Annotated in this window: 8 protein-coding genes; 3 read left to right on the forward strand and 5 right to left on the reverse strand. The window is 69.3% G+C overall.

The genetic code is table 11. The annotated features are described in order from the left end of the window. Position 1: 1 nt before the first annotated feature. The 5 genes from ACZ4O3_RS35465 to ACZ4O3_RS35485 all read right to left on the reverse strand — a co-directional run bounded on the left by ACZ4O3_RS35465 (position 2) and on the right by ACZ4O3_RS35485 (position 6,335). Positions 2-673, reverse strand: coding sequence for a FadR/GntR family transcriptional regulator (locus ACZ4O3_RS35465; RefSeq protein WP_362713817.1), 672 nt, complete (start codon positions 671-673; stop codon positions 2-4). Between the two features lie 435 nt (positions 674-1,108). Beyond that, positions 1,109-2,725 (reverse strand): glycerol-3-phosphate dehydrogenase/oxidase, encoded by a 1,617-nt coding sequence (locus tag ACZ4O3_RS35470; protein WP_362713815.1) that lies wholly within the window; start codon positions 2,723-2,725, stop codon positions 1,109-1,111. A gap of 53 nt (positions 2,726-2,778) precedes the next feature. Further along, a complete protein-coding gene (glpK, locus tag ACZ4O3_RS35475; protein WP_362713813.1) occupies positions 2,779-4,317 on the reverse strand; it encodes a glycerol kinase GlpK in 1,539 nt (512 codons plus the stop codon). Between the two features lie 81 nt (positions 4,318-4,398). After that, positions 4,399-5,193: an MIP/aquaporin family protein gene (locus tag ACZ4O3_RS35480; protein ID WP_362713811.1), complete on the reverse strand. Its 795-nt coding sequence runs from the start codon at positions 5,191-5,193 to the stop codon at positions 4,399-4,401. A 377-nt stretch (positions 5,194-5,570) separates the two neighbouring features. After that, complete coding sequence (locus ACZ4O3_RS35485) at positions 5,571-6,335, reverse strand: IclR family transcriptional regulator (RefSeq protein ID WP_384996634.1); 765 nt, start codon at positions 6,333-6,335, stop codon at positions 5,571-5,573. Positions 6,336-6,748: 413 nt separating this feature from the next. Between ACZ4O3_RS35485 and metH the strand changes: the two genes are divergently transcribed. From metH to ACZ4O3_RS35500, 3 genes are all read left to right on the forward strand, one after another. Beyond that, positions 6,749-10,264, forward strand: a complete 3,516-nt coding sequence (gene metH / locus ACZ4O3_RS35490) for a methionine synthase (protein ID WP_362718934.1) — start codon at positions 6,749-6,751, stop codon at positions 10,262-10,264. 159 nt (positions 10,265-10,423) lie between these two features. Further along, positions 10,424-11,125: an HAD family hydrolase gene (locus ACZ4O3_RS35495; protein ID WP_362718936.1), complete on the forward strand. Its 702-nt coding sequence runs from the start codon at positions 10,424-10,426 to the stop codon at positions 11,123-11,125. A gap of 423 nt (positions 11,126-11,548) precedes the next feature. Continuing rightward, positions 11,549-13,153 carry an ABC transporter substrate-binding protein gene (locus tag ACZ4O3_RS35500; protein WP_467726279.1) on the forward strand — a complete coding sequence of 535 codons (1,605 nt, stop codon included), beginning with the start codon at positions 11,549-11,551 and terminating at the stop codon, positions 13,151-13,153. Positions 13,154-13,200: the final 47 nt, after the last annotated feature.

Here is a 13,200-nt window from a genome sequence, read left to right on the forward strand (position 1 = left end):
TTCACAGACTGCTGCGCAGCCACTGCTCCACGCTCGCGATGTGCACGGTCGCCCAGGAGCGGGCCGCCTCCGCGTCCCGGTCGCGCAGCGCGGCCAGGATCGCCCGGTGTTCCCGCAGGGTCCGGGCGACCGCGTCCTCCTGGGTCAGTCCGCGCCAGATCCGGGCCCGGGTGGTGGGCCCCGACAGCCCGTCAAGGAGCGAGCAGAGCACCGAGTTACCGGAGCTCTGCACGATGCCCCGGTGGAACTCCAGGTCGCAGGCGACCAGTTCCTCCACCGAGGGAGCGGCGCCCAGCGCGTCCAACTGGGTCGCCAGCGCGTCCAGTTGCTGCTCGCTGATCCGGGAGGCGGCCATCGCGGTGGCGGCCGGCTCCAGGATCCGGCGCACCGCGAGGAACTCCAGGACCGTGTCGTCGCGGTGGAAGTCCACGACGAAGCTCATCGCCTCCAGGAGCAGCTGCGGGTCCAGGCTGGTGACGTAGGTGCCGTCGCCCTGCCGTACGTCCAGGATCCGGATCAGCGACAGGGCCCGCACCGCCTCCCGCAACGAGTTGCGGGACAGCCCGAGTTCGGCGGCGAGTTCGCTCTCCTTCGGCAACCGGTCACCGGGGCGCAGCGCACCGGAGACGATCATGTCCTTGATCTTCTCGATCGCCTCGTCGGTGACTGCCATACCGGGCCTCCTGGTGGCTTAGACCTCCGATGTCTGGGTCACATTATGCGACCTGGTCAGGCCCCGGTCAGCGGGGCCGCTCGTTCAGGGCGCTCGTCTCCGGCGACTCCCGCGGGCCCGGTGGGGCGAGCGACGTGCTGCCCGGGCCCGCGAGGTACGACTGCAACCGCACATGCCGGAACTCGCGCGTGGAAGCGTTCGGGGAGCGGCTGGTGGCGCGGTGGCCTGGGTCGGGCACCCTAGCCAGGCACAAGGCCGCGGCGTACGCGCGTACGCCGGGGCGCGCACACGGAAGAGGGGCGGCTCCCTAGGGGAGGGGAGCCGCCCCTCCAGGACCCGGCACCGGTACGGCGGGGCCGGGGGTTCCGGGGCGCCGGGCCGGTCAGGGCGTACCTGGCGCGCCGCTCGCCCGCCGAAACCGGCGGGCGGGCGCTGTCACTTCTTGTCGAGCAGGTCCTGGACCTTGGCCTTGACGTCGTCCGTGGCCAGGCCGCGGATGGTCAGGGTGGTACGCCGGCGCAGCACGTCGTCCGTGGTCTCCGCCCACTCGTGGTCGCGGGCCCAGACGACCTGCGCCCAGATCTCCGGGGCGTCCGGGTGGACCCGCTCGGCCAGCTCCGGGTGCTCGTTGGCGATCCGGGCTATGTCGAAGGCCAGCGAACCGTAGTGGGTGGCCAGGTGCTTGGCCGTGTCGGCGGCCATGCGCGGGCCGGGGGCCGGGTTGTCCACCAGCAGGCGGTGGGCGACGGCGCGCGGGTTGGCCACACCGGGCAGCGGCAGCTTCTTCGGCAGCGAGGCGATCGGCTCGAAGTCGTCACCCAGCGGGTGGCCCGGCAACGCCTCCAGCTTCTCCATCACGGTACGGCCGATGTGCCGGAAGGTGGTCCACTTGCCGCCCGCGACGGACAGCATGCCGCCCCTGCCCTCGGTCACCACGGTCTCCCGCTTGGCCTTGGCGGTGTCGCCGGGACCGCCCGGCAGCACCCGCAGGCCCGCGAAGGCGTAGGTGATCAGGTCACGCCGGAGCTGCTGGTCCCGGACCGAGAACGCGGCCTCGTCCAGGATCTGGGCGATGTCCTTCTCGGTGACGGAGACGTCCGCCGGGTCGCCCTCGTACTCCTCGTCGGTGGTGCCGAGCAGGAGCATGTCCTCCCAGGGGAGGGCGAAGGTGATCCGGTACTTGTCGATGGGGGTCGCGAGCGCGGCCTTCCACGGCGCGGTCCGCTTCAGGACCAGGTGCGCGCCCTTCGAGAGCCGGATGGACGGGGCGGCGTTCGGGTCCTCCATCCGGCGCAGGTGGTCGACCCACGGGCCGGTCGCGTTGAGCACCAGCCGGGCGTTGACGCCGAACTCCTCGCCGGAGACGGCGTCCTTCAGGTCGGCGCCCGTCACCCGGCCCTTGGTGAAGCGCAGGCCGGTGACCTGGGCGTGGTTGAGGACGACCGCGCCCGCCTCGACGGCCGCGCGGACCGTCATCAGCGCCATCCGCGCGTCGTTCATCTGGTCGTCGCCGTACACCGCGACGGCCTTGAGGTTCTCGGTACGCAGCTCCGGCACGTCCCGCTGGGCCCGGCCGGGCGAGAGCAGGTGGCCGACGCCGTCACCGAAGGCGGAGAGCGCGGAGTAGGCGAAGACGCCCGCTCCGAGCTTCGCCGCGCCGTGCGGACCGCCCTTGTACACGGGGAGGTAGAACGTGAGCGGGTTCGCCAGGTGGGGAGCCACCTGGCGGGAGACCGCACGGCGTTCGAAGTGGTTCTCCGCCACCAGCTTCACCGCCCCGGTCTGCAGGTAGCGCAGACCGCCGTGGAGGAGCTTGGAGGAGGCGGAGGAGGTGGCGCCGGCGAAGTCGCCGGCGTCGACCAGGGCCACCCTGAGACCGGACTGCGCGGCGTGCCAGGCGGTGGAGATGCCCAGGATGCCGCCGCCGATCACAAGAAGGTCGTACGACGCCTTGGAGAGCTGGTCCCTGGTCTCGGCCCGGCTCGGCAGCGAGCCGGAGGCCGGGTGCGTACCCAGGGCAGGCACGGACTGCAGGGTGGACTGACTGGTCATGTGGGGTTCTTACTCCTCGTCAGAGCTCGATCGTGAGAGCGTGCGCGCTCTCGTCAGCTCTCGTCGTCGATCCAGCCCATGGTCCGGTCGACGGCCTTGAGCCAGTTCTTGTACTCACGGTCGCGGGTCTCCGCGTCCATGCGGGGGGTCCACTCGGCGGCCCGGCGCCAGTTGGCGCGCAGTTCGTCGGTGCTGGACCAGAAGCCGACGGCGAGGCCGGCGGCGTAGGCGGCGCCCAGGCAGGTGGTCTCGGCGACCATCGGACGCACCACCGGGGCGTCGAGGACGTCGGCGAGCTGCTGCATCAGCAGGTTGTTGGCGGTCATGCCACCGTCGACCTTGAGCGCGATCAGCTCGTCGCCGGAGTCCTTCACCATGGCGTCGGCGATCTCGCGGGTCTGCCAGGCGGTGGCCTCCAGGACGGCGCGGGCCAGGTGTGCCTTGGTGACGTACCGGGTCAGACCGGCGATCACACCGCGGGCGTCGGAGCGCCAGTGCGGGGCGAACAGGCCGGAGAAGGCCGGCACGAAGTAGGCGCCGCCGTTGTCCTCGACCGAGAGCGCGAGCGTCTCGATCTCGGCCGCGGTGGAGATCAGGCCCATCTGGTCGCGCATCCACTGCACCAGCGAACCGGTGACGGCGATCGAGCCCTCGAGGGCGTACACCGTCGGCTGGTCGCCGATCTTGTAGCCGACCGTGGTCAGCAGGCCCGCGTAGGAGTTGATGATCTTGTCACCGGTGTTCATCACCATGAAGGTGCCGGTGCCGTAGGTGGACTTGGTCTCGCCCTCGGAGAAGCAGGTCTGGCCGAACAGGGCCGCCTGCTGGTCGCCGAGCGCGGAGGCGACCGGGATGCCGCCGAGCAGCTCGCCCAGGGGACCGCCGGTGACCTCGCCGTAGACCTCGGCGGAGGAGCGGATCTCGGGCAGGATCTGCAGCGGCACGCCGATGGACTCGGCGATCTTCTCGTCCCACTGCATGGTGTGCAGGTTCATCAGCATGGTGCGGGAGGCGTTGGTGACGTCGGTGACGTGCTTGCCGCCGTCGACACCGCCCGTCAGGTTCCAGATGACCCAGGTGTCCATGGTGCCGAAGAGGATGTCGCCCGCCTCGGCGCGCTCCTTGAGGCCGTCGACGTTGTCGAGCAGCCAGCGGGCCTTGGGGCCGGCGAAGTAGGAGGCCAGCGGGAGGCCGGTCTCGCGGCGGAAGCGGTCCTGGCCGACGTTGCGGCCGAGCTCGCGGCAGAGGGCGTCGGTACGGGTGTCCTGCCAGACGATGGCGTTGTAGACGGGCTCACCGGTGTTCTTGTCCCACAGCACGGTGGTCTCGCGCTGGTTGGTGATGCCGATGGCCTTGATGTCGTCCCGGGTGATGCCGGCCTTCTGGACGGCCCCGGCCACGACTTCCTGGACGTTGGTCCAGATCTCGTTGGCGTTGTGTTCGACCCAGCCCGGCTTGGGGAAGATCTGCTCGTGCTCCTTCTGGTCGACCGAGACGATACGGCCGTCCTTGTCGAAGACGATGCAGCGGCTGGAGGTCGTGCCCTGGTCGATCGCGGCGATGAACGGGCCTGCGGTGTGGGCGTCGGTCACGGTGTGCTCCTCGAAGATCCGTGGTGTGTGGCGGTACGTCTGGTGCTTCAGCGGAGGTCTGCTGCCAGCGGAGGTCTGCTTCTAAGCAAAGGCGACGTTGTAGATGCCCGCGGCTATCGCTCCGCCGATCAGGGGACCGACCACCGGGATCCAGGCGTAGCTCCAGTCGGAGCCGCCCTTGTTGGGCAGGGGGAGCAGCGCGTGCACGATACGCGGGCCGAGGTCACGGGCCGGGTTGATGGCGTAGCCCGTCGGGCCGCCGAGCGAGAGACCGATGGAGACGACCACCAGGGCGGTGATCAGGCCGCCCAGCACACCGAGGCCGTTGCCCTTGTCGTTGAGGCCCTGCGTGAGGACCGCCAGGATCAGCACGACGGTGCCGATGATCTCCGTGGCGAGGTTCTGCGCCACGTTCCGGATCTCGGGGCCGGTGGAGAAGATGCCGAGGACCGGGCCGGCGCCCTTCTCCTGCGCCTCGACGGCCTTGGCCGTGGTGGCCTGCGCGCCCGGGCCGCCGACGATCTCCCTGTCGGTCAGGTGCGCCTGGAACTGGCCGTAGTAGGCGACCCACACCAGGGTCGCGCCGATCAGCGCGCCGAGCAGCTGGCCGGCGAAGTAGACCGGAACGTTGCTCCAGTCGTCGTCCTTGATCGCGAGGGCCACGGTGACGGCCGGGTTGAGATGGGCGCCGGACAGCGGTCCGGAGATGTAGACCGCCGTCATGACGGCGAAGCCCCAACCGAAGGCGATGGCGAGCCAGCCGGCGTTACGGGCCTTGGAGGCCTTGAGCGTGACGGCGGCGCACACACCGCCGCCGAGCAGGATGAGTATGGCGGTACCGATGGTCTCGCCGATGAAGATGTCGGAGCTGGACACCCGCGACTCCTTTGTCCTTCGTCCAGGGAAGCCGAACCCCGAGTCCCTTCGGGGTGTTGGCGACTCTCGGGGGTGAGAGCGATGCCGGCCCTTGGCGTTGCCACACTCTAGCGCGTATTGCCGTTAGGTGTTCGACAATGCCGACCGATGGACGGGAGTCTCGCCCCGGCGTTACGTGTGCGTCAAGAGTTCTGTTATCGAAAGCGCGATCGTTATTGAGGTGCGCGAGTTGTCGATCTTTGTCGGGATCGCGGGCCGGATGCGCTGCGGTAACCTCACTGAACTGTGCTTTTGCTCAATTTTGTCCACATCAGGGTACGGCTGAGGCCGGTCCGCCGACAGGCGGACCGGCCTCAGGGGTGATCAGCGGCGTGCGGTCAGAACCGTCCCGCGCCCAGGTCCCGTGACACCGCGCGGGCGCAGTCCCGCACCGCGGCGATCAGCTCGGGCTGCAGCTCGCCGTCCTTGTACAGCCGTTCCACCGCGCCGGTGATGCCCACCGCGCCCACCGGCATGCGCCGCCGGTCGTGGATCGGCGCCGCGACCGACGCCACGCCCTCCCAGGTCTCCTCCACGTCCGCCGCGTACCCGCGCGCGCGGGTGATGTCGAGGATGTGCTCGAAAGCGTCGAGGTCACAGGTCGTACGGTCCGTGAAGGGCTTGCGGTCGGCCTCCAGGGCCTCGCTGTGCGCCACCGGGTCGTAGGCCGACAGCACCTTGCCGAGGGCCGTGGAGTGCAGCGGCTGCATCGCGCCGATCTCCAGCACCTGCCGGCTGTCGTCGGGCCGGAACACGTGGTGCACGATCAGGACGCCCTGCTGATGGAGAACGCCCAGGTAGACGCTCTCCCCGCTGGAGCGGGCCAGATCGTCCGTCCACACCAGCGCCCGGGCCCGCAGCTCGTGCACGTCCAGATAGGTGGTGCCGAGCCGCAGCAGCTCGGCACCCAGCTGGTAGCGCCCGGAGGTCTCGTCCTGCTCGACGAACCCCTCCTGCTGGAGGGTGCGCAGGATGCCGTGCGCGGTGCCCTTTGCCAGGCCCAGTGACGAGGCGATGTCGGACAGGCCGAGCCGTCGCTCGCCGCCCGCGAGCAGTCGCAGCATCGCGGCCGCCCGTTCGAGCGACTGGATGTTCCGTGCCATCGCAGTCCTGCCTCCGTCCCCTACGACCCTCGCCGTAAGACTGCCGTAACCGTCGTTCGGCAATGTCGAACACTACCGGTCCATGTCGACTCTCCGCTAATGGTTGGTCGACACGCGTTACACCAGGCGTGGTCCGCGCTCACCCCGCGTGAGGACCCGTCCCCGCCCGAGGCGCGGTTCCGGTGCTCACCTCGGGCGCGGTTCGCGTGCGCGTGCGCGGACGCCGTGGATGGGCCACATACTCGCCCATCCACCGCCCCGTCTGCCGCCTCACCTGCTCCCTCACTCGTCCGCCACATGGACGGCCTGCCCATCCGGGCCGACACCCGGTTAGGCTGGCGCAGTGCGTCCGTGCCCGGGCCCGGCCCGGCGGACCGCATAGCCGACAGCCGTCGCATCCAAGGGAGCCCTTCATGGCCTCGTCGTCGCCGTCCCCTTCCACCGACAGCCGGACCCGGGTGTCCGCGCTCCGAGAGGCGCTCGCCACCCGTGTGGTGGTCGCCGACGGGGCGATGGGCACCATGCTCCAGGCCCAGGACCCGACCCTCGACGACTTCCAGCAGCTGGAAGGCTGCAACGAGATCCTGAACGTGACCCGGCCGGACATCGTCCGTTCGGTCCACGAGGCGTACTTCGACGCGGGCGTGGACTGTGTCGAGACCAACACCTTCGGCGCCAACTACGCGGCGATGGCCGAGTACGACATCCCCGAGCGCGTGTACGAACTGTCCGAGGCGGGCGCCCGGATCGCCCGGGAGACCGCCGACGGCTACGTCGCCCGTGACGGCCGCGGGCGCTGGGTGCTCGGCTCCATCGGCCCCGGCACCAAGCTGCCCACCCTCGGCCACATCGGGTACACCACCATCCGCGACGCCTTCCAGCAGAACGCCGAGGGCCTGATCGCGGGCGGCGCCGACGCGCTGATCGTGGAGACCACCCAGGACCTGCTGCAGACCAAGGCCGCCGTGATCGGCGCCCACCGCGCCCGCGAGATCGCCGGCCTGGACGTCCCGATCGTCGTCTCCGTCACCGTCGAGACGACCGGCACCATGCTGCTGGGCTCCGAGATCGGCGCCGCGCTCACCGCGCTGGAACCGCTCGGCATCGACATGATCGGCATGAACTGCGCCACCGGACCCGCCGAGATGAGCGAGCACCTGCGCTACCTCTCCCGGCACTCCCGCATCGCGCTGTCGTGCATGCCCAACGCCGGCCTGCCCGTCCTCGGCAAGGACGGCGCCAGCTACCCGCTCACCCCCTCCGAACTGGCCGACGCCCACGAGGCCTTCGTACGGGACTACGGCCTCTCCCTCATCGGCGGCTGCTGCGGCACCACCCCCGAGCACCTGCGCCAGGTGGTCGAGCGGGTCCGGGGCGTCACCCCGCCCGAGCGCAGCCCGCGCCCCGAGCCCGGCGCCGCCTCCCTCTACCAGACCGTCCCGTTCCGCCAGGACACCTCGTACCTGGCCATCGGTGAGCGCACCAACGCCAACGGTTCCAAGAAGTTCCGCGAGGCCATGCTGGACGCCCGCTGGGACGACTGCGTGGAGATGGCCCGCGAGCAGATCCGCGAGGGCGCCCACATGCTGGACCTCTGCGTGGACTACGTCGGCCGGGACGGCGTCGCCGACATGCAGGAGCTGGCCGGCCGCTTCGCCACCGCCTCCACCCTGCCGATCGTCCTGGACTCCACCGAGGTCCCGGTCATCCAGGCGGGCCTGGAGAAGCTCGGCGGGCGCGCCGTCATCAACTCCGTCAACTACGAGGACGGCGACGGCCCGGAGTCCCGCTTCGCGAAGGTCACCACCCTGGCGCGCGAGCACGGGGCCGCGCTGATCGCGCTGACCATCGACGAGGAGGGCCAGGCCCGCACCCCGGAGAAGAAGGTCGAGATCGCCGAACGGCTGATCGAGGACCTGACCGGGAACTGGGGCATCCACGAGTCGGACATCCTCATCGACACCCTGACCTTCACCATCTGCACCGGTCAGGAGGAGTCCCGGGGCGACGGCATCGCCACCATAGAGGCGATCCGCGAACTCAAGCGCCGTCACCCCGACGTCCAGACCACCCTGGGTCTGTCCAACATCTCCTTCGGCCTCAACCCGGCCGCCCGCATCCTGCTGAACTCCGTCTTCCTCGACGAGTGCGTCAAGGCGGGCCTGGACTCGGCGATCGTGCACGCGAGCAAGATCCTGCCGATCGCCCGGTTCTCCGAGGAGGAGGTGCGGACCGCCCTCGACCTCGTGTACGACCGCCGCGCCGAGGGCTACGACCCGCTCCAGAAGCTGATGGCGCTCTTCGAGGGCGCCACGGCCAAGTCCCTCAAGGCCGGCAAGGCCGAGGAACTGGCCGCCCTCCCGCTGGAGGAGCGCCTCAAGCGCCGCATCATCGACGGTGAGAAGAACGGCCTGGAGGCCGACCTGGACGCGGCCCTGCAGGACCGCCCCGCCCTCGACATCGTCAACGAGACCCTCCTGGACGGCATGAAGGTCGTCGGCGAGCTGTTCGGCTCCGGCCAGATGCAGCTGCCGTTCGTCCTCCAGTCCGCCGAGGTCATGAAGTCCGCGGTCGCCTACCTCGAACCGCACATGGAGAAGTCGGACACCGAGGGCAAGGGCACCATCGTGCTGGCCACCGTGCGCGGGGACGTCCACGACATCGGCAAGAACCTCGTCGACATCATCCTGTCCAACAACGGCTACAACGTCGTCAACCTGGGCATCAAGCAGCCCGTCTCCGCGATCCTGGAGGCCGCCGACGAGCACCGGGCCGACGTCATCGGCATGTCCGGGCTCCTGGTCAAGTCCACGGTGATCATGAAGGAGAACCTGGAGGAGCTCAACCAGCGCGGCCTGGCGGCCAGTTACCCGGTGATCCTGGGAGGCGCCGCCCTCACCCGCGCCTACGTCGAGCAGGACCTGCACGAGATCTACGAGGGCGAGGTCCGCTACGCCCGCGACGCCTTCGAGGGCCTGCGCCTGATGGACGCCCTCATCGGCGTCAAGCGCGGCGTACCCGGTGCCAGCCTGCCGGAGCTGAAGCAGCGCCGGGTACGGCCGGCCGCCACCGCCGAGGTCGAGGAGCGGCCCGAGGAGGGCCATGTCCGCTCCGACGTCGCCGTCGACAACCGGGTGCCCACTCCGCCGTTCTGGGACACCCGCGTCATCAAGGGCATCCAGCTCAAGGAGTACGCGAGCTGGCTCGACGAGGGCGCCCTCTTCAAGGGCCAGTGGGGTCTCAAGCAGGCCCGCACCGGCGAGGGGCCGACGTACGAGGAGCTCGTCGAGACTGACGGCCGCCCGCGGCTGCGCGGTCTGCTGGACCGGCTCCAGACCGAGAACCTGCTGGAGGCGGCCGTGGTCTACGGCTACTTCCGCTGCGTCTCCAAGGACGACGACCTGATCATCCTGGACGAGAGCGGCAACGAACGCACCCGGTTCACCTTCCCCCGCCAGCGCCGGGGCCGGCGGCTGTGCCTGGCCGACTTCTTCCGCCCTGAGGAGTCGGGGGAGACGGACGTGGTCGGACTGCAGGTCGTCACCGTCGGCTCCCGCATCGGTGAGCAGACCGCCAAGCTCTTCGAGGCCAACGCCTACCGCGACTACCTCGAACTGCACGGCCTGTCCGTCCAGCTGGCCGAGGCTCTCGCCGAGTACTGGCACGCACGCGTCCGTTCGGAGCTGGGCTTCGCAGGCGAGGACCCCGGCGACATCGAGGACATGTTCGCCCTGAAGTACCGGGGCGCGCGGTTCTCCCTCGGCTACGGGGCGTGCCCGAACCTGGAGGACCGCGCGAAGATCGCGGACCTGCTCCAGCCGGAGCGGATCGGCGTCCAGCTGTCCGAGGAGTTCCAGCTGCACCCCGAGCAGTCCACCGACGCCATCGTGATCCACCACCCGGAGGCGAAGTACTTCAACGCACGCTGAGCCGTACGTGCGCGGTGCTGGGCCGTACGCGTGCGCCGCGGAGCCGAGACGCGTGCCACAGAGCGCACTGATCGGATAAGTCGTACACTGGTCGGTCCACAGCAGGCCGGTTCCCCGCATGGGAACCGGCCTGGTCGTCCCTCAAGGAGGTGCGCCCGGATGACCAGTACGGTCCCCGTGCCCGGTACCCGTACGGCGGAAGGCTCGGCGCTTCAGGCTGTGCTCCTCGACATGGACGGCACCCTGGTGGACACCGAGGGCTTCTGGTGGGACGTCGAGGTCGAGATCTTCTCCCGGCTCGGCCACGCCCTCGACGAGTCCTGGCGCCATGTGGTGGTCGGCGGTCCCATGACCCGCAGTGCCGGGTTCCTCATCGAGGCCACCGGCGCCGCCATCACGCTCGCCGAACTCAGCGTCCTGCTCAACGACGGCTTCGAAGAGCGCATCGGCACCGCCCTGCCGCTGATGCCGGGCGCCAAACGGCTGCTTGCCGAGCTCTACGACCAGCAGATCCCCACCGCCCTGGTCTCCGCCTCGCACCGGCGCATCATCGACCGCGTCCTGACCTCCCTGGGTCCCCATCACTTCACCCTCTCCGTCGCCGGTGACGAGGTCTCCCGCACCAAGCCCTACCCGGACCCGTACCTGCTCGCCGCCGCGGGTCTCGGTGTGGATCCGGCCAGATGCGCGGTGGTCGAGGACACCGCCACCGGTGTAGCCGCCGCCGAGGCCGCCGGCTGCCAGGTGGTCGCCGTCCCGTCGGTCGCGCCCATCGCCCCGGCCGAACGGCGCACCGTGGTCAGCTCCCTGGAAGAGGTCGACCTGGCATTTCTCCGCGGACTGATGACGGAAATGCGCTAGCCGTTCACCCAGCGTGCAAGTGGCATTGGGTGAAATCCCCGCCGTGGTCGGTCTACGGAATTCGCAACTGTTCAACCGGCTGAATTGCGGTCTCCCTCCGGGTCGCGATGCGTGTGATGTTCGCCACATGCGCGAGGGTCGACAACGTTGCCCGGGTGTGCCGCTTCCCCCCTGATCGGGGGGAATTCAGGCACCCTTGTGTCCCGATTGGGGAGACGCTGCACTAATCCTGCCGCCGTCGGGTTTTCGGTCTGTCCGCAGCCGGTTCCACTGCGTGATGGTTCCTCAACTCGGGGGCCAGTGAGTCCTCCTGCGGGCGCGCACTAATGTCATCGCGAGAACATCGCCGTTACCCCCGTGATCCGCTACGACACCCCTGTTTGTCGGATACACGGACTCGAACAGCTCTGGAGAACTTCGAGCATGAACCGCAAGACTTTGGTGCTGCCGGCCGTCATCGGTCTGCTCACTCCGGTTCTCGCCGCGTGCGGTGGATCCGACAGTGGGAGCAGCGGCGACGGCGCGATCGTGGTCGGCACCACCGACCGGTTCACGGCCACGAAGGACGCCCCGGCGCCGATCGACCCCGCCTACTCCTACGACGTCGGCGGCTGGAACATCCTGCGCCAGACGGTGCAGACCCTCATGTCGCAGCCCAAGGGCGACGGAGACCCGGTCCCGGACGCCGCCGAGAGCTGCTCCTTCACCGACAGCGGCAGCGAGCGCTACGCCTGCAAGCTGCGTGAGGGCCTGAAGTTCTCCGACGGCACCACCGTCACCGCCGCGGACGTCAAGTGGTCCATGGAGCGCGCCCTGCGCATCAAGTCCGACAGTGGTGTCTTCGCGCTGCTCTCGAACATCGACACCATCGAGACCCAGGGTGACCGAGAGGTCATCTTCCACCTCAAGTCGGCCGACGCCACCTTCCCGTACAAGCTGTCCACGCCGGTCGCGGGTATCCTGAACCCGAAGGACTACGCGAAGGACAAGCTGCGCGACGGCTTCGACGTCGACGGATCCGGCCCGTACACCTTCAAGGCCGACGTCCAGAACAACGAGATCGTCTCCGCCACCTTCACCAAGAACCCGAACTACAAGGGCAGCGTGACGGTCAACAACAACCAGGTGGTCCTGAAGTCCTTCAAGGACGCCGACGCCATGGGCGAGGCGATCGACAAGGGCGACATCGACGTCATGACCCGCACCATGTCGCCGTCGCAGATCAGCAAGCTCGACGCCGGCGACGACGACAACGTCGAACTCGTCGAGATGTCCGGCCTGGAGATCCGCTACCTCGGCTTCAACACCGACGCGCCCACGGTCAAGTCCAAGGCCGTCCGCGAGGCGATGGCCCAGGTCGTCGACCGCGCCACGCTCGTCGCCAAGGTGTACGGCTCCCAGGCCGAGCCGCTGTACTCGCTGGTCCCGGCCTCCGTGACCGGCCACTCCAACGCCTTCTTCAACAAGTACGGCGACCCCAGCGTCTCCAAGGCCAAGAACCTGCTGACCGCCGCGAACATCACCACCCCGGTGAGGCTGACGCTGCACTACACGACCGACCACTACGGCTCCGCCACCAAGGAGGAGTTCGAGGTCCTGCAGAAGCAGCTCAACGACAGCGGCCTGTTCGACGTCGACATCAAGGGCACTCCCTGGTCGACGTACCAGACCGCCGAGCGCAAGCAGGCGTACGACGTCTACGGCATGGGCTGGTTCCCCGACTTCCCGGACGCCGACAACTTCCTCGCGCCGTTCCTCGGCAAGGACAACTTCCTCGCCTCGCCGTACACCAACAAGAAGATCAACGACACGCTGATCCCCGAATCGCGCCGCGAGGCCGACCGCGCCAGCGCGTCCGCCAGCCTGAACGAGATCCAGGACATCGTCGCCGACGAGGTCCCGGTGCTGCCGCTGTGGCAGGGCAAGCAGTACGTCGCCGCCCGTGACGACATCACGGGTGTCGCCTACGCCCTCAACTCCTCCTCCAGCCTTCAGCTGTGGGAGCTCGGCCGCGGCTCCAGCAGCTGACGACCGGTCACCCGAGGCCGCTACGACGGAAGGGCGCCCCACTCCTC

This window comes from Streptomyces sp. NPDC026515 (assembly GCF_055567595.1).